The sequence below is a fragment of the Acidobacteriota bacterium genome (assembly GCA_003225175.1).
Lineage (GTDB): Bacteria > Acidobacteriota > Terriglobia > Terriglobales > Acidobacteriaceae > Gp1-AA112.
In genome coordinates this window covers 142,385-160,527 of record QIBA01000037.1, presented here as the reverse complement: position 1 = coordinate 160,527, position 18,143 = coordinate 142,385, and the positions used below count along the sequence as shown (strand labels likewise).

General features: G+C 56.2%; 15 protein-coding genes. 11 read left to right on the top strand and 4 right to left on the bottom strand.

Annotated features, from left to right (window positions below; all coding sequences use genetic code 11):
* Positions 1–79 precede the first annotated feature (79 nt).
* Positions 80–355 carry a hypothetical protein gene (locus DMG62_07945; protein PYY23588.1) on the bottom strand — a complete coding sequence of 92 codons (276 nt, stop codon included), beginning with the start codon at positions 353–355 and terminating at the stop codon, positions 80–82.
* A 35-nt stretch (positions 356–390) separates the two neighbouring features.
* Between DMG62_07945 and DMG62_07940 the strand changes: the two genes are divergently transcribed.
* Positions 391–1,080, top strand: coding sequence for a succinyl-CoA--3-ketoacid-CoA transferase (locus DMG62_07940; GenBank protein PYY23587.1), 690 nt, complete (start codon positions 391–393; stop codon positions 1,078–1,080).
* 219 nt (positions 1,081–1,299) lie between these two features.
* Complete coding sequence (locus tag DMG62_07935) at positions 1,300–2,124, top strand: hypothetical protein (protein PYY23586.1); 825 nt, start codon at positions 1,300–1,302, stop codon at positions 2,122–2,124.
* Between the two features lie 49 nt (positions 2,125–2,173).
* Here DMG62_07935 and DMG62_07930 read toward each other — a convergent pair whose 3' ends face one another.
* The gene (locus DMG62_07930; protein PYY23585.1) at positions 2,174–2,671 is read right to left on the bottom strand and encodes a DUF4112 domain-containing protein; all 498 of its coding nucleotides are present in this window, start codon (positions 2,669–2,671) and stop codon (positions 2,174–2,176) included.
* A gap of 38 nt (positions 2,672–2,709) precedes the next feature.
* On the opposite strand from DMG62_07930, the gene DMG62_07925 reads away from it, so the two are divergent.
* A complete protein-coding gene (locus tag DMG62_07925) occupies positions 2,710–3,657 on the top strand; it encodes an EamA family transporter (protein ID PYY23584.1) in 948 nt (315 codons plus the stop codon).
* 205 nt (positions 3,658–3,862) lie between these two features.
* Here the strand turns inward: DMG62_07925 and DMG62_07920 are convergent, their stop codons facing one another.
* Positions 3,863–4,684, bottom strand: coding sequence for a hypothetical protein (locus DMG62_07920; GenBank protein PYY23583.1), 822 nt, complete (start codon positions 4,682–4,684; stop codon positions 3,863–3,865).
* A gap of 180 nt (positions 4,685–4,864) precedes the next feature.
* Between DMG62_07920 and DMG62_07915 the strand changes: the two genes are divergently transcribed.
* The 3 genes from DMG62_07915 (at position 4,865) to DMG62_07905 (ending at position 7,095) form a co-directional block, all read left to right on the top strand.
* A complete protein-coding gene (locus DMG62_07915; GenBank protein PYY23582.1) occupies positions 4,865–5,467 on the top strand; it encodes an RNA polymerase in 603 nt (200 codons plus the stop codon).
* On the top strand, positions 5,458–6,732 hold the full coding sequence (locus DMG62_07910; GenBank protein PYY23581.1) for a hypothetical protein: 1,275 nt from the start codon (positions 5,458–5,460) through the stop codon (positions 6,730–6,732). Before DMG62_07915 ends, DMG62_07910 begins: the two co-directional genes overlap by 10 nt.
* Before the next feature lie 69 nt (positions 6,733–6,801).
* Positions 6,802–7,095 (top strand): hypothetical protein, encoded by a 294-nt coding sequence (locus tag DMG62_07905; protein ID PYY23580.1) that lies wholly within the window; start codon positions 6,802–6,804, stop codon positions 7,093–7,095.
* A gap of 243 nt (positions 7,096–7,338) precedes the next feature.
* Here the strand turns inward: DMG62_07905 and DMG62_07900 are convergent, their stop codons facing one another.
* Positions 7,339–9,444 (bottom strand): hypothetical protein, encoded by a 2,106-nt coding sequence (locus DMG62_07900; protein ID PYY23579.1) that lies wholly within the window; start codon positions 9,442–9,444, stop codon positions 7,339–7,341.
* A gap of 165 nt (positions 9,445–9,609) precedes the next feature.
* On the opposite strand from DMG62_07900, the gene DMG62_07895 reads away from it, so the two are divergent.
* The 5 genes from DMG62_07895 to DMG62_07875 all read left to right on the top strand — a co-directional run bounded on the left by DMG62_07895 (position 9,610) and on the right by DMG62_07875 (position 18,084).
* Entirely contained in the window at positions 9,610–10,470 is an 861-nt protein-coding gene (locus DMG62_07895; protein PYY23578.1) for a hypothetical protein, read from the top strand.
* A gap of 168 nt (positions 10,471–10,638) precedes the next feature.
* Positions 10,639–12,303, top strand: coding sequence for a hypothetical protein (locus tag DMG62_07890; protein ID PYY23577.1), 1,665 nt, complete (start codon positions 10,639–10,641; stop codon positions 12,301–12,303).
* A 707-nt stretch (positions 12,304–13,010) separates the two neighbouring features.
* The gene (locus DMG62_07885) at positions 13,011–14,594 is read left to right on the top strand and encodes a peptidase S1 (GenBank protein PYY23576.1); all 1,584 of its coding nucleotides are present in this window, start codon (positions 13,011–13,013) and stop codon (positions 14,592–14,594) included.
* Between the two features lie 292 nt (positions 14,595–14,886).
* A complete protein-coding gene (locus DMG62_07880; protein PYY23639.1) occupies positions 14,887–15,282 on the top strand; it encodes a peptidoglycan-binding protein in 396 nt (131 codons plus the stop codon).
* A gap of 435 nt (positions 15,283–15,717) precedes the next feature.
* Positions 15,718–18,084, top strand: a complete 2,367-nt coding sequence (locus tag DMG62_07875; GenBank protein PYY23575.1) for a penicillin acylase family protein — start codon at positions 15,718–15,720, stop codon at positions 18,082–18,084.
* Positions 18,085–18,143 lie beyond the last annotated feature (59 nt).

Below are 18,143 nucleotides of genomic sequence, written 5' to 3'. Positions count from 1 at the left end.
ATGCGCTTTGCGCCCACCGTTGAATCCCGTGGTCCTTAGCATAATCAGAGGCAGAATTCTGCCTCTCTACCTGGGTGAATCAGCATTTGCTGTGCGCCATCGCTAAGAGGGCAACGTTGAAGATAACGCCGAGGACAGTGAAGACGAATGTAGCAATCCATAGCGCACGATCTGCTAAGGCGCGTGGAACGCGTGTACGAATTGCGAGCAACGCGATTTGAAGAATCAATAGAACCATCGCCGGAGGTTGAAAGCGGCAGTAAAACTCCACGGCAGGCAACAGGCTCAGCGAGAAAAAGAACAAGATTACAGCAACGGCAAGAAACAATAAGGTAGTCCCTTGTGAGTTGCGCATTGGATTGATTCTACTGAGACGATATCGAACCCGACATGAGCACTACTCCAAAATCGGACAAGAGCAAAGACGCTGAAAAGCGCGAACGCATCGTGCGTCGCATCGCCCGCGAGCTGCGCGATGGCTTCTACGTAAACCTGGGAATCGGCATGCCGACACTGGTCGCAAACCACGTTCCCGCGGGGATGCAGGTAGTGCTGCAAAGCGAGAACGGGATGCTCGGAATTGGTCCATATCCGCTTGAGGGTGAAGAAGATCCCGATTTGATCAACGCTGGCAAAGAAACTGTGACGGAGATTCCCGGTACTGCCTACTTCTCCAGCGCAGATTCATTTGCGATGATCCGTGGCGGACACATCGATTTCAGCGTTCTTGGCGCAATGGAGGTCGATCAGGAAGGCAACATCGCGAACTGGATGATCCCCGGGAAAATGGTGAAGGGCATGGGAGGAGCCATGGATCTGGTCGCCAGCGCGCGTCGCGTCGTGGTCGCCATGGAGCACACCACCCGCGAAGGAGCACCGAAGATCCTGCGCAAATGCACTCTGCCGCTGACGGGCTTAAAGGTCGTCGATACGATCGTTACCGAAATGGCCTATATAAAGGTGACCTCCATCGGGCTAGTGCTGGAGGAAATCGCGCCTGGACTGTCTCCAGATGACGTACAGAAGGCGACAGAAGCCAAGCTCAACATCTCTCCGAACCTTAAGCAAATGGCATCTTGAGCCCTCCGGGACTCACCCTAAGGTACATGTACCTCTAGAGCAAACCCTGCCTCCGCGATGTTTGCAATCTCCTGTCTGCTCAGGTGTTTACCCACTTTAACGACTCTTTACTGAAACTTACCGTGACCTGAGTCACCTTGTAAGTAGGGCAGCCATGCTTAATAACAGGTTTAGCAATCGGCTGCGGATCCCCTAAAGCTCGCCGGGTCAGGATTGACCATGATTCGCTGTCGCCTTCGATCGCTCCTTGTTTTAGCTGCAGCGATTTCCCTGTCCTGCATTCTTGCTGCAGCGATTCCGGCCGAGCTACCCACGAACGTATACCAGCCTGCATCTCCGAACACGAATTACGATCCTGGTGTGATTCCCAATTCAGCTGTTGCAGAGAGCGACAACTGCGCAAAGCTCGCCGACCTTGAAGAGCAGTTCGAGCACGGATTCTCCTCGAAAGATCTTCAAAGGATTCAAGGACCTGAACAGGGTCCGCCGCTGGGTGTTTCTGGAAAGTTCCGGCTGGCGGTGGCAAACGTCTCGGATCCGTTTGCCATTATCACCACTGCACTTGATTCCGAATTCGGTGACGCGATCCAAGGACACACCAAGCTGCGCACAGGGGCGGCCGGCTTCGGACAACGTTTTGGCGCGTCAATGGCTGGCCAAGCGACCAGCGAACTGATGTCGACCTTCCTGATCTCCAGCATCTTTCATCAGGACCCACACTACCATCGCGATCCCGGCGCCCCGACCCATACCCGTATTGAGAAAGCGCTCGCGTACGTGTTCGTGACACGCTCCGATTCGGGAAAGCGAATGCTCAACTTTGCTGAAGTTCTCGGCACCACTTCCTCCTCGCTCCTCGAAGGAAGCTACCATCCAGAGTGGGAGAAAGGGCCCGGCGCAGCCGCCGGCCGTATAGCGATCAGCATCGGCTCTGATGCCGCGTGGAATCTGATGACGGAGTTTCTGCCGGACGTCGCTCGCCACTTGAATCCGCGCTGGATGCTGCTGCGCCGTCTGGCGGATCGCGCTTCACAACAGAACTAAGCCCAATCACTCAGAACATGGCCGTACGCACGCGCAACGTGGGGACTGTCTACTGCCGCAGCCAATGGAACACCGCGACAATCACCACGATCGGCAGCACCACTAATGCCGCAGCGCAGAAGAGCAGCAGAAGAAAGAACAGCCAATCCCTTGCCACTAAGCCTTTGCGCGTACCTCCTCGATAGCGCACGAGGAGGTTGTAATTCATGCGATTCGACTTCCACATCATGTCGAAGAGATCGCCGACGATGGGTATTGTTCCGGTAAGTGTGTCGATACCGATGTTGGCCACCATGCGCATAATCGCTACGCGAGGCAATCCGCGCTGCCAGGCGGCGAAGACGATCAGGAACGACAGTAGGCCCGAGATGATGTCGCCCAAGCCCGGCACGAGTCCCACAATGGGATCGAGCCCGAAGCGAATCTTAGTTCCGGGAATGTGAAAGATGTCATCCAGGACGCCGGCAAGATGGTCGAGTTGCTCGTCGCTGAGTCCGCGCGCAGGGACTCGTCGTGGCGGAAGAATTTCTGGTTCAATGCCCGGCATATAGCGTCTAGCTCAATGGTACTTGTTATTCTGCTGCCATGCCGAGAGCAGTGAAAGCTCACGCGCTCCTAATATTGATTACGTTCATCTGGGGAGCAACCTTCGTCATTGTCAAGAACGCCGTTGAGCACGACGCTAGTCCTTTGCTCTTTAATTTCATCCGCATGACGCTGGCGGCAGTCACGCTCGGCATTTTCTTTCATCGAGAACTCAGAAAAATTCCGCGCTCCGCATTCTTCGCTGGATCTCTGCCTGGAATCTTTCTCTGGCTGGGTTACGAGTGTCAGACCAGTGGCCTGCGCCTGACGACAGCCTCGAAGTCCGCGTTCATCACAGGCATATCAGTGATACTCGTCCCGCTTTTGCTTATGGTTTTCTGGGGACGTAAAACCAGTTTATGGACAGCGCTCGGGGTACTCGCAGCATTCGCCGGTCTTTTCCTTCTTAGTGTTCCCGCAAGCGAAAGTACACTAGGAAACTGGGCGAGCGTGAACCGCGGAGACGTACTCACTCTCGGGTGTGCTGTCAGTTTTGCGTTTCATGTGATTTTTCTGGGCAGGGCAACTGAACGGTTTTTACTGGCGCAAATAGGATTCCTCCAGATCGCCATCGCCGCGGTTCTTATGGGAATCACCGCGCCTCTATTGGAGAAGCCACATATCATGTGGTCAGCGCGAGTAGTTTGGGCAATTGTGCTGACGAGTTTGTTGGCAACAGCGGCGGCATTCACGATTCAGGCGTGGGCACAACGGTTTGTTTCACCCACACAAACTGCGCTCATCCTATCGCTCGAGCCGGTCTTCGCGTGGATGACTTCGTACGTTGTACTCGGGGAGCACCTCGGTCTTCGCGCCGTTCTTGGCGCTGCGCTCATCCTGGCTGGGGTATTGATCTCGGAGCTGCTAGGTTCGAGTTCCGCGATTAGCGCGTCGGCAGGAGTGGGAGAGACACAGCATGCTGCGTCTTTCCCAGATGCAAAAGCATAGATCAGAAGGTGAAGCGCGCCACCATCTCTACTTGTCGCGGATCCTGGATCGCCTGCCCACGAGTGTTGTTGCCGGGCTCGTTTCCTGCAAAACGCAGCTGTTCAGGAGAGAAACTTTGTGGCGGAGAACTTATACGAGAATGCCCGGAGAATTCAATTTCAAAGATCTTTTGATATGCAAAACGGATTCCCGGGATGATCTGAACTCATCGGAATAGTAAGTGGGCAACGCGCGACTCAAGATTCCAATAAATCATCGCGAGCGCGGTCAGATCGAAGGCAGTATGCGCGCACATCACCATGAAGATCCGGCCAGTGCAAGCATAAGTAGAGCCGAACACGAGCCCGACAATTGCCGCCTGTTCGGCTCCGGCAAAGCCTTGGTTCGCATAATGTCCGACTCCGAACCATAGAGAGGTCAGCAGCACAATTGCGGTCTGGGCCAGGGCGCTAGTGCCGAACAATTTGCCAAGGCGTTCGAACATGTAGCCGCGGTAAACAGTTTCCTCGCCGAAGCCTGCAGCAAACATCATCCAGATTGCGCCCGGAAGAGCGGCTTTGTTCGCAGCCAGGTAGTGGTACGCGTGGTTGACGGGATCCGCTCCGAGCAGTGGCATCACAATCGCTTTCATCACAACCTTGAATGCCATCCCGAACACAATCCCAAGGACGATTGCGCCGATCCAACTCCGAGGCCTGATATATCCAATCTCGTGCCAGGGTGTTCGCGACAGGTGCCTCCAAGTGAGTGCGAGGATAGCGCCCAGCGGCAACACCACCTTTCCTATCGAAATGTTGCCGGTAAGGAGAATGAAGAGAATGGCCAGAATTCCCAGTGGGCCGAAGCTCCGCAGCTCCACGGCGAAGCGATCACCCGTGGTGCGGGCAGAGGATTCATCAGGACGAAGAACTTGCTCCGGAAGCTTTGTCTGGCTCTCTTTCACCATCAACTCGGAAATGTGATCAGGATCGTTTGCCCCAGAACTATAAGCAGCTGCCGGATCAAGGACAAGCAGAACCCCTGGCACTTGGTGGTTGCATGAATGTCGCAGCCATCCTTCCCGAAGGTGATTACTTTAAGAAATCGAAATCGATCCAGGAACTTTTTGCCGTCCCGTGACATTACAAGTGTGTGGAACGTGACTGGAATGGAATGCAAGATGCGATGCCGGCGTTCGTTCTAGACTCGGAGGCGGCCAGAGAAGGCGATGAATCCTACGCCCGAACATCCTGACGCGCAGACTGCGACGGTGCAAAGCGATGAGTTGTTAATGCTCGCGTTCTGTCGAGGCTCGAAGGATGCATTCACCGAACTGTTTTCACGATACAAGCAGCCGCTGTTTGGATTCTTTCGGCGACGCCTTGCCGATTCCGCGCAGGCGGAGGAGCTGACACAAGAAACCTTTCTCGCCGTGCTTCGCGGCTCGGCACGCTATGAACCGTCCGCCCTCTTTCGAACCTATCTCTATGCGATTGGCCTAAAGATCCTACGTGCTCATCGCCGCAAGGCAGCCTTTCGGGCGACGTTTCTGGGAACAGCGCACGAATCACGCGAGCCCATTTCAGAACCTGCCACACATGAGATTGTGTTGCGCGAGGCTCTAGGGAAGCTGGAGCGACACGAGCGGGAGGTTCTTTTGTTGCGTGAATTTGAACAGCTAAGCTACGCCGAAATCGCAGAAGTGCTGCACATGCCGGTGAATACGGTGCGCTCGCGCCTGTTTCGCGCGCGTATGGCTCTGCGCGACTTACTGGCAGCTCCGGTGGCTAAGCCTGCTTCGGAGCTGACGCCGTCGGAGGGATGTGTATGAATATCACCGCACAACATGTAGCTCCGGAAGAGATCATGGAGCTTCTCGATGGCGAACTCTCCGCTGCAGAGGCTCAAGCTATCTCAGCACATATCGAAGATTGCGCTGAGTGCGCCAGGCTTGCTGAGCAACTGCGCACTACTTCCCAGGCCCTCTCGGCGTGGAAAGTCGCCGCAATTCCGACGAGGTTGGAGGACTCGATCACAGAGGTCGCAGCCAAAGCAGGTTCCGGCGCGGAGATCGGAAACTCAGGCCTCTTCGTTCGTACGAGCTTTTGGAGCTGGAAGCAGTGGGCTGGCCTGGGCTGCGGGGCAGCAGTGTCGGCACTGTTGCTGTTCGCGATCTTCTTACCTATGCGATATGAGCGTCGCCAAGTTGCCCAGCACCGAATCGACGGTTTTGCGGCAGAACACACAGAGAGACTGGACCAGAGGACAGGCGGTGACCGTGACCGTGTAGTGACTCGAGGTAGTATCGGCCGCCTGCAGAAAGATGGCGCCGTGATGGGCGCCTTGATAGGGACTCCAGAATCGGCAAAAGCGTTGCAGGATGTTCTGCCGCCGCGGCTTGAAGACGCTCCTATGATCGCCCGCACCGTTGCGCTATCGATGATGACGAGAGACTTCGCCGCGTCCCGCTCGTCTCTCGACGCTATCGTGGCGCGCTATCAGGGGTATTCGGCGCAGATGAATGTCAGTACCACCGAGAATTCTCCGCGCAGCCTGGAGGCTTCGTTGCGGATTCCCGCTCCAGCGCTTTCTTCCACCATTCGCGATCTGAAGACGCTAGGCCGCGTGGAAAGGGAATCGCAATCGGGCGAAGAAGTGACTCGGCAACACGAGGATCTAGTGGCACGGCTAAAAAACTCCCGGGAAACCGAGCAGCGTTTGCGCGAGATATTGCAGCAGCGTACGGGAAAGGTTACGGATGTTTTGAAGGTCGAACAAGAGATCGCACGAGTCCGCGGCGAGATTGAGGAGATGGAGGCCGAGCAGAAGGCGCTCGAGCACCGCGTCGACTTCGCTACTGTCGAACTGCAACTTACGGAAGAGTACAAAGCGCAGTTAAATCCGCCCGCGCCATCGGTTTCTACTCGTGTCCATAACGCCTTCGTGGCCGGCTATCAGAATGTCTCCGAGACGCTTCTCGGAATTGTTCTCTTCTTTGCCGAGTTCGGTCCGGCGATATTGATCTGGCTGGCAATCCTGTCACTGCCGGTTGTTGCGATCTGGCGCCGATATCGAAGACTGAGCGCAGCTGTCTAGGCGTACTCTGCTGCGGGAGTAATCACCCTTGTCATTGACCAGAGCGATGACTCCGCGCACACTCATCGCGTGACCATCCTGCTTGTCTGTCCGAACGAAGCGCGCATGGCTCGCCTGAAAGAGGCGATCCATTCAGCCGGATTTCGGCTCATTTCCGCGCGCGGACTCGACGAAGCCTGGACCAAGAGCGACTTTTTTGACTTTGGCGCGGTTGTGATTGATCACGAATTGCAGGATGACGTTGCCGCTCCCGCATTTCGGCAGCGATTCATGACAGTAAGCGTAGAAGAAAGCGCGGCTCCGGAGAGCGTGGCCTTGCAGCTCGCGAATCTCTTCCATCGTGCGTCGGAGCTGGTGCAGTAGAGCAGAACCGCCAGCATGCGACTGCCGCCCTGGCTTAACGTGCCGCCTCTCGCGGCACGTTGCGCATGAGCCCGGCACAACGTGCCGGGAACTGATTCAAGATCCCGAGTCCCCCTAGGCTGCACTCAATGGGCGTGCGGCATCGCACGTGCCGCGCCTACAGCGCTCGAGAATCGAGAATCTCCTACCCGGCTTGGTATGCCGGGGTCATATCGACTGCTGCGTGAGGCCCGGCACGATCATTCAAAACGTAAGCTCCTCTCTTCGCGTTGTGTGCTTCTCCAGTTCCGCACGATTCGCGAAGTACGTTGATTTCAGCCTGCTCCTGCTGAACAGCTTTTCCGCCTGATCGTCCCAGTGTCCCGATTCGGGATGGTCGCTTTCGCCCAGCGGCATCGCCATGTACGACTGTGGTGGCTTCGTCAAAATCACGATTTGGGTGGCCGACTGGCCATCTACACCCACCATTTCTTTGCCGGCTTTGGCGAAATGGATTGCGCGCGGCGTCGCCATCGCGGCCTCGTTCAGCGTTCCGCCGCTTACCGGCCAGGTGTGCGAGCCGCCCTTCCGCCCAACTCGGAACAGCGTGCCGAACACCGCATCCGGTGGAAAGTCTGTTTTCAGCCGCTGCTCCGTTTTCGCGAGCGCCTCCCGCACCGCCTCATCGCTCAAACTATCCGGAGGATCCATGGCCCGACCGTCAGCGCCCAAGGCTGTCTTGAACAGATAGAACCCTAGCGCCCCGCGCGAATCGGCGTCGCTGCGACGATCCCACTCGGTGAGCATCTTGCCGAAAGCATTCTCTGGCGCCGCCTTGCGGATGCGTTCTTGCCACAGCTCCGCGTGCCATACTTGCGGCGAGAGGGCAATCGCGGTCGCCTGTTCCAGCGTGGCACTCTTAGTTGCATCGAGCAGATCCAACACCATCGCTGGACGCTGAAGCGGCACACGTCGCGAGTCATTATAAAGATAAGGATGCTCACTCCATTTTTCCGGCGCCAGCGGAGAGTCTTTCATCATAGTCAATGGCGGAGCATTGCAGTTCTGCATGTACCCTTGCGGCGGATTCGTAATCTGCACAAGATCGTCGAAGGAGTGGATCCCGCGCCACTCGCATTCGCCTGTGGATCCCGGCATTGGCTTCGACGGATCGCATCCCTTGGGCCTGACGGGCACGCGCCCGTTGCGCACGTAATAGATGTCGCCGTCGACAGTACCTATCATCACGTTCTGCGCCATTAGCTGGAGCTCTGCAAGCGCCGTCTTCGCTTCGGTCAGATTGTGCGCAGTCATAATCCGCCATAATTCGTCCGGAAGTTTGTACTCCTCGGCATAAGGAATCGCCGCGGAATAAGCTTTCCCGTTTTTGTGCGCGACGAGGGGCCCATGATGCGTCGACTCGATCCGCATCTCCTGCCACTTCACCGTGTCTCCCACCTTCATCCCGATGCGTTCGGTTCGCACATCCAGAGGCCGCCATTCATCCTTGAACTTGTATTTGCCGTCCTTGATCTCTTCTTCATACGCATCCGAAGTATCCGGACCACCTGTAGTCATGGCAATCGAGAGATAACGGCTGTGTCCCAGAACGGGAAATGGCAGTCCCACAATCGCCACACCCGCTACGTTCAGCTCTCCGCCATAGATCCGCATCTCGTACCAGCGACGCTCTCCGTACCAGCTCACGTGAGGATCGACGATGGCGATTGGAACATGCAAAGCTGTGCGTGATGGGCCCAGTATCATCTCGTTCGATCCGCGGTAGGGTCCGGTGCGATCGGGCTCGATGCCGGCTCGCTTCAGATCGGCCCGCGCCTCGTCTTCCGGCCACGCCCAGATAATGTACCGGCCCAAAGCAATGATCTGCCAAGGTTCCAGTTTGGGAGCCCATGCGGGCACTTGCTCTGGATGTTCACTCATGAATTTCTTGACCCCAGCCTGAAACGCTTCGCAGACAGCGCGTAGCTGCGGATCCAGATCCTTGTAGTGCTGCTGCGCCACTTGCCGGTGCCGCCATACCCGCTGCCAATAGTCCTGCGCGAGATACTCCTCACCGAAAGCCTCAGCCATGGTGCCTTCGGCCCGGCGGTAGTTGCGCAATAATTCTTCCAGACGGTCCTCAGCTTGCGCGTATCCGGCTCCAAACGCCGCCGCCGCCGCAGTCGCCGCGAAGATATGCGGGACGCCGTAGTCGTCACGTAAGATCTCCACCTTTTCGTCACCGTGGATCGGGAGCGGCAATAAGGCGGATGCGAGTAACGCACAACATGCGATTACTGCGATCCGCAGCCAACTAATCCCGCAACCTTGAGTGGTCGCCGATTCCCATTTCCTGCTAGCCTTGAGCATCAACGTGTTATCGCCTTTCCATCCCTTTTCGGGAATGCCTTCAGAATTTCCCCGCCTGTCCCCGCAATCTCTTCCACCGTTACAAGGTATTTACATCTTGTCGCTGTAGCTCTCATCCAATCTGCCAAATCCCCCAATTCAACTGGATATTTGAAGGAAGACTAGATGAAGAAAAGCAGTTTACTGGCAATCTCTGTTTTGCTGATCTTTGCGAGCTTGACCGCAGGGGCTCAAAACTCAACTTTTAATTCGGTCGATGGAGATGATGACGACAGACCCCGCGACTTCGTTGCTCCGAAGGTATTTCAGGCAGCCGGTCCCACAGCTGCGTCGATTCAGTCGGCGGTGGACGAGTATCGTGGTGCACTCGGCCAAATCAACAATGGCAATTTGACCTCGCAGGCGAGCGGTCGCCGTGAGATCAACTGGGACGGCGGCGGCTCCAACGCTACCACTGCCCCGGTAACACCATTCAACGTTTTTCTGAACACTCGTGGAAGCCAATTCACCACACCGGGGGTTGGCCTGACGCAGGCTCCTCCCTCCGGCGGACCGCAGGGCGGACTCGCTGCATTGTTCAATAATGCGACTTACGCGACTATTTTCCGTGCATTCAGTCCGTTGCGCTTATTCGTTCCCGTGGGGAGCAACCTTACCGAAGCTCAATTTTTTCTGCCCGGATCAAATGGTTCTGCGGCGGCAAAGGTTACTGGGTTTGGAGCGATCTTCACAGATGTTGACGAGCCAAATGGGAGCGGTCCTGGCGACAAGCATGGAAACCGCCATGCCAGCACTAAGATCGAGTATTTCAACGCTGAAGGCCGGCTGATTTACAGCAGCTTGGTGCCGGCCTCGCCTGGCGATGGCAACCTTTCCTTTTTTGGGATTATCTTTGAGGATGCCCGCATTGCCCGAGTTCGGATCACAACCGGTAATGTCGCCCTAGGTCCGGACGACGGCCGGAAACAAGATGTCGTTGCCATGGACGACTTCATCTATGGCGAGCCGCAACCTTTGTTTCCGTAAAAACAGCTGCCCGCCTCGTGCGGATCTGAATCCGAGCGACTTGGGAGATTTTCATGTCGACGGAGGAGGTCCCGAGGCGGGAACAGTCTCGTGTTGTCGGTGGGTGCTTCATCTGCCGCTTCGACTTTAAACGTTGTAGCATGTTGCGCCATGAGGTTTCGTCTGTCCTTGTTGCTGTTGCTGCTTTGTGGCTGTGCGATTGGAGCGGAAGATCGAGCGCGGCGAGAGTACCAGATCCAGCCTGGCTCCCTGTTTCTGTTTGAGGAATCGCCAACACTGAGTCCCTGTGATCCGATTCCAGCTCCGAGCGGAAAGGGGCCAGTGGCTTATCTGGATGCAGCGGGCAATGTGTTCGTGCTGCATCGCAAGGATCAACTCTCGTTAGCGCGAACGGAAGTATCTGGATTAACACTTCATCCGGCCTTTAGCAGTGTGGCTATTTCGGGAGGGCAGCGCGATGCTTACTCGATCGATTTGTGCGCCGCCGCAGGAGAGATTGACCGGCCGGACGCGCAGCAAGTTCTCGATGGAATCCGGCTGTCGCGCAGCGGCGACACGCTTACTCTAACTGCGCCCTCTTATGATCCGGAGCGTCCATCACGCTCGGAACTTCGAATCGCTGCGCCGCGAGATCTGCCGCTCAGCGTCGATGGCTCGTTCTCGGCCGTGGAAATCATGGATATGGCTGCTCCGGTAAAGGTCCGGACAACGCACGCGCGGATCAAGATCATGCGAACTTCCGGAAGCGTGGACGCGGAGGCGGACGAGTTTGGCGTGATTGATTTTGCAGGTGAACGCGGAGAAGTAAGGCTCAACTCCGCGAATGAGATCAATCTGAAATTAACCGCCACAAAGTTCAACGGTAGCTTGCATGCCCTGGCGGGAGAGCCCGTTCGGGTGATCCTGCCGGACGCTTTCAGCACGCCATTTGAAGCTGCAGTGCGCAAGGCCTCCGACTTCATTTGCCGCGCGCCGCTCTGCAGTCAGATAAAGCATTCGCGCCGGGAAGGCGGTGAGTGGTTCAGTTTCGGTTCCGCTACTGCTGCGCTCCGATTTGTATCCACGAAGGGTCCTGTCGTAATAGATTCGCTTGAGCAGTTGCGCGCAGCGCGCGAGCAACAAAAGCGCGAGACGGATGAAGAAGCTGCGGAGCGCAACCTTCAGACGAGGCACATCAACAATGTCGCGGGTTCTATCCATAGCGAGGCGGACGCCCGCGAATACGTAAACTTGCTTTGGAAGCACTTTGCTCCGGATGTTCCAAAGTGGATCGCGCGTTCCACTCTGGATCGAGTGGCGCGCGCCGAGTACGCAGCGGTCGCTGGCGGAGAGTTCATTCCAGAAGACCGCATCGCGAATTCCTTCAACAACTTCGTGCAGCGCATCGGCGCTCCGGATTGGGCGCATGTCACACCCGAAGAGTTGCACGCAATTCGCGCTGGCGAGTTGGCATCGGCGAAAGCTACCTGGAATTCATATCCGAATATCTGGCTGATGCCTAACATCTACCACGTTGGCTCTGCGGGAAACCTGGCGCCAGGATGCCGCGCGGTCGAGGCCTTAAAGATGCTGTACACGCTCAACCATCTGTTTTCCAACGCGATCTACGCACGTGAGCGGCTGCGGCAAAATCCAGTGGCCTCCCACACAGTTGAGGCGCGGCAGAGCTCACCATCTTCGCAAGAGCAACTTCGGGAATATCGAGTAGCCTTCGCTCGCGCGCAAGAGAAAGAGCAGGAACTCCGACGCGTGGAATTTGAATACGTGAAGCAGCACGGAAGCAAAGCCTACGAGGCGATTGTACGGGAGATGATTGACGGCGTGTTGCCATGAGCGGGGGATTCTATCGATCATGTAGATCCTCAATCGTCCAACTCAAGTCGGACTGTAAACCTGCTTTTCGCCAAGCCCACAGTAATCGGCCGAGGTGGGCTGCCAGCAGGCGTCCCGCTGGTCGCTGGGGCTTGCACGCACCTGCTACCGCAGGCGGTCTGTTATCTTTTGCGTTCTTCCGGAAGCCTTCCCACAAGGAGACCACCATGACTCGACGGCCATTTGCTCTGCTCGCGATCAGTTGCAGTGCGTTTGTAGTTTCTCCGGCTCAGGAGTCGGCGCCTCCTAAGCAAGTGTGACCACAGGAGCGGGTGTTCTGGTAAATTCGATTCCCTGTAAACTCCCTCAGAATTCTCTGGTCGATATTGTGGATGCCCTCTACTTGCGCGGATCGCGTGAACGAGAAATTTTCCTGGGAAACATACCTTGCTCGTTTCCCTGAAGCAGGGGACTGGCAGCTGAAAGCCCGCGTTCTGAATTTGGCATCGCGGAGCAGGAGAGAGCAAGCTAATAGACTTGCTCTCAGCTCAGAGCTGCAGCTGAAGTCCCAGCACTACCAGCTCACGTCGCTATGAGTCGTGCGTCTATTGCCATGGAAGTCGCGTCTAACTCATAGAAGTGAAAACCAATTTGCCTTCCTTGCTGTCCAGCCGGTCCCGTCTGACTCGATATAATGAGAGTTTGCCAATTCTGGGCGAGGAAATCTCATGGAATCGCGTATGTCATTAAGAGATCGCATGCGGTCACACCGCTTTTTGTCCACCGTGCTCGTGGTGATGACCTTATTTGTCGGCATTCTTATCGGTACGGTCATACAAAAAGGTGTGAAGGGCGCCACGAAAAGTGTCAATAGCTCGGATGCAACCCAGCTGAAAGTTCCGGCGCCGCAGCAGTTGTCGAACGCCTTCAGCCAGGTAGCCAAGACACTTGAGCCTAGCGTGGTAAACATCAATACGGAATCGACGCCGAAAACCACTCCACGCACGCGGCGTCGCGGCCAACAGGTACCGGACGATCAGGATGGCGATCCGTTTCAGGACTTTTTTGATCGCTTCTTTGGCGGACAAGGTGGAAGTCCGTTCGGCGGTGGCGGCAGCACGACCGAGCACTCGTTGGGATCGGGAGTGATTGTCGATTCCAAGGGCTACATCATTACTAATCAGCACGTAGTCGATAAGGCAGACCGGATTCGGGTGAAACTGGACGGCGATCCGCCGGGCGTCCAGCACGATGCGAAGGTGATTGGAACCGATCCAGAAACTGACTTGGCGGTCATCAAGATTGAGGTGGATCACCCACTCGCCGCAGCAAAACTCGGCAACTCGGACTCGATGAATGTTGGCGACTGGGTGCTGGCGATTGGGAGTCCGTTCGCGCTGGAAGAGTCCGTGACTGCTGGCATTGTGTCGTCGAAGGGTCGCGATATTGATAATCGGCGGCAGTTCCAGCACTTCATTCAGACCGACGCGGCCATCAATCCCGGAAATTCCGGCGGTCCGCTGGTGAATATGAACTCGGAAGTGATCGGGATCAACACGGCGATCTTTACCGAGTCGGGTGGATATCAAGGCATCGGCTTTGCTCTGCCATCAAACACAGTCGTAGAGGTCTACAACCAGCTCACTGGTCCTGAACACAAAGTTGTGCGCGGATCCATCGGTGTTGCCTTCAGCGCTCAACCGAATCCGGCGATCGCTCGCGTCTATGGCGCCAAGACTGGAGTGACAGTCTCGAGCGTTACCCCGAATGGTCCGGCCGATCAGGCTGGCTTGAAGATCGGCGACACCATCACCTCGGTGAATGGCAAGCCGGTTAAGAATGGTGACGAACTCGTCAGCAGCATCTCGGCGGAAAAACCCGGCACCAAGATCAAGATCGGGTATGAACGCGGAGCCAAGCCGGCCGAAACAACAGTTACCATCGCAGATCGTGCCAAGCTGTACGGCAATACCGCGTCAAATGAAGAAGAATCCGGGAATGAAGAGCAGCCGGTTTCCGGCAAACTCGGCCTTTCTGTCAGGCCGATCACCCCCGATATGGCCGACAGACTGGGAATTCCCGCAAATAAGGGTGTAATTGTCGCCGATGTGAAAGCCGGATCCTTCGCCGAGGACATTGGGCTGAGCCGCGGCGACGTGATCCTAGAGGTCAACAAGCAGCCGGTGAACAGCGATGACGATTTCCGTCGCATCACCGGTCAGCTGAAGAGCGGCCAGGATGTAGTCTTCCTGGTACGTCAGGGCCGCGGTCGAAACGCCAGCACCATTTTCCTCGCGGGCACTCTGCCGTAAAATCCTAAGATCTAAGTGGCTGGATTGCAACGAGTTAGTTGCAATCCAGTCAAAAATCCCGGAACTTCGGGCAGAATCGCTGCTGAATGTGGCATCCTACTTCACCCGAAGGTACATAGCACTACCGGGTCTGGGCCTCGAATTAATCCTGTGCAAAGGTATCCGTGGTCGGGTAAGCTGCTTGATACCCCGTTAAGAAATCCCCGAATTGGGCCGAGGGAGTAGCTCGGCTTCAAAAGAGGAGCTTATGCGGTTTCAAAAAATCGGTGTCACATTTCTGGTCACGGTAGTGATGGGTATGTCGGCTTTTGCAGTTACACCAAAAGCCAAAACCTCAATCAAGAGTCACTCCCGCTTCGCCAGGCTGCATAGATCGGCGTGGAAGCGGCACGGGCAGCAGCAGATTGCCAGCGATAGAGCCCGCGAGATTCAGGAAGCCCTGATCCGCGAGCACTATCTCGAGGGCCAGCCGACTGGTATGTGGGACGCCAGAACCACGGCAGCGATGCGCAAGTTCCAATCTGACCAGGGATGGCAAAGCAAAGTTGTTCCTGATTCCCGCGCTCTGATCAAACTTGGACTTGGGCCGAGCCACGAAAATGATCTCAATCCCGAGCTGATGGGCGATGGCGCATTCAGCCCCTTGAGAACTACAACGGCACCGCAAGCCGATATCGCGCAGCGCTAACCCTCTGGATCAAGTACGGAAACGCCTGAGGAATGGATTCCTCAGGCGTTCTGCTTTTGAAAAACGCGTTTTGCGGGGCAATTCCAAAGTACCCACTCTGCCGTTACCAGCGTAAATTGCGTGTCTCGGGTCTTCGATAGATACTCAGACCGTGGCAAATCACTTTACATTCTTCGGACAGATTGGCGGCGTCACGCGTCAGTGCTCGCTTTGCGATGAATTCCTGGTGGTGAACGCTTCGTCGAGGGAACTGGATTCCGCAGACACTCATCACCTATGGACCGCGGCATTTCAGCGCCACATTTTGGAACGTCATGCCAGTAGTCGCTCTATCAGTGATATCGAGAGCTGTCCGACGATTCGTATTATTTAAACCTCTTTTCCCGTTTTCCGCTCGGAAATCAATTCCTCCACCGCCCCTATAATCGTTGCGCGATGAAATCTGCGCGCACACTATTCGCGGCCGTTCTCCTCCTCTTCTCTGCCTCTGCAGTTGGCCGGCATGAAGGCTCATCAGACCTCGTTGAGCGGGCGCAAAAAGCCAATCCTCCCATTGCGGGAGAGCTCAAGCTTGATGGTTTGCAAAGCCCGGTGACGGTCATGCGCGATAATTGGGGCGTTGCGCACATTTATGCGGCGAATCAGCACGATCTGTTCTTTGCCCAGGGGTTCGTGGCCGCGCAGGATCGTCTCTTCCAAATGGAGTTATGGAAGCGTGCAGGACAGGGAAGGCTGGCAGAAGTCTTGGGCAAGTTCGCAATTGACCGCGATCGTTTTGCCCGCCTGCTCAAATATCGCGGCGATGTGCGGCGCGAATACAAGAGTTACGCGACGGATACTCTGTCGATATTGTCGGCGTTTACTGATGGCATAAACGCTTACATACGCTACTTGAATTCCCAAACTGGTCCGGGGCTGCCAATCAGTTTTCAACTAGCCGGCTTCAGGCCCGAGCCATGGAAGCCTGAAGATTGCCTCTCGCGGATCGCAGCTTACTCGATGACGGGAAATGCTCGTATCGAGCTGACAAATGCTGAGCTCTTGACGAAGATCGGGGCCGAGAAAACCCAACGAATCCTCGATCCCGATCCACCCGCTAAGCTTGATGCGGCCGAGGGCGTCGATTATTCCGGTCTTTCGCCGAACTTGCTTGATGGATTGGTCGGTGGGGACACGCGCATCGAATTTGCAGTTCACAACGCTCCCGTGGGAAGCAACAACTGGACGATTTCCGGCAAGCTGACTGAGAGCGGCAAACCGATACTAGCCAACGATCCGCATCGCGTGATCGCTTTGCCGTCTCTACGTTACATGGTGCATTTGAGTGCGCCAGGATGGGACGTAATTGGTGCCGGCGAACCCGCCTTACCCGGGGTTGCCATCGGACACAACCAGCACATCGCCTGGGGACTAACGATCTTCCCTGTCGATCAACAGGATCTTTACATCGAGGAACTCAACCCGGCGAATCCGCTGGAGTACAAGCGCAATGGGAAGTGGCAGGCAATGCGAACCGAGAGGTCGGTCATCCAGGTGAAAGACGGCTCTCCCGAAACGATAACGCTCAAATTCACTCAGCACGGGCCCCTGCTCTGGGAAGCCGCCTCCCACAATCGTGCGCTGGCGTTGCGTTGGGTGGGAGCCGAACCCGGGACTGCCGGATATCTGGCTTCACTCTCGCTGGATCGTGCACAAAACTGGAACGAGTTTCTCGCCGCGCTCGAGCGTTGGAAGCTTCCTCCGGAAAACATGGTCTACGCCGATACCGAGGGAAATATAGGAGAACAGTCGGCGGGACTAACTCCGATTCGCACCTGGACCGGCCTGCTTCCCATAATGGGAGTCGATGGCGGCCATGAATGGTCGGGCTTCGTACCGCTGGAGCAGCTGCCTCGCACTTTCAATCCTGTGGAAGGATGGTTTGCCACTGCTAATAATCGCACCTTCGCCGAAAACTACAAGTACAAGGTGGGATATGAATGGGCAACGTATCGCGTTGAGAGGATTCGTCAGGTCTTGTCCGAATTTGCGGAGAGGCAACGCAAGATACGCCTGCAGGATGTCGAAGAATTGCAGCGCGATGTCTATTCGCTGCCCGCCGATCAACTCATCCGCATGTTGCCTCGGCATAGCGACGGTCCTGAGCGTCGCTTTCTCGAGATCCTGAAAGACTGGGACCGCATGATGCGCTCCACTGCGGTTGCCGCTGGGCTTTACGAAATTTGGGAGAACCACGTGCGGAGTGCCTTGCTGGAAAAGATCGCCGGCACATCAGCGCCGAAAACGGTCCATTTGAACACGCAACAAGCCATGGATTTTCTCAAGTTTTTGCCAGCTGATCAGCAACAACGCCTGTTGCTCTCAACACTTGCCGACGCGGGACACGAATTAGAACAACAGGCAGGACCCGATCCAGCCTTGTGGTCGTGGGGCTCGCTGCACACCATGACGTTCAGGCACCCGCTTGATCAACTGCAGGGAGCCAAGGGACTCTTCGATCTCGGGCCGGTCGCAAGACCGGGAGATGCCAATACTGTAAATGCGACTGGCTCCGGAACCGCCGGATATCGGCAGGCCTCCGGCGCCAGCTATCGAGAGATCTTTGACTTGAGCAACTGGGATAATTCCCTCGCAATCAACACTCCAGGTCAATCCGGCGAGCCTGGCAGCCGGCATTACTCTGACCTCCTCCCCGTTTGGGCAGCCGGACAGTATTTCCCTTTGCTCTATTCAAAGGAGGGTATTGAGCAGAATGTGACGGATGTGCTGGTTCTGACGCCCGCGAAAAGCAATCGGCAATAAGCAATGGACGGCAGGCAGAAGAAGAACTCGCGCCTTCGGATTTTTAGCTGTTCGCTAAT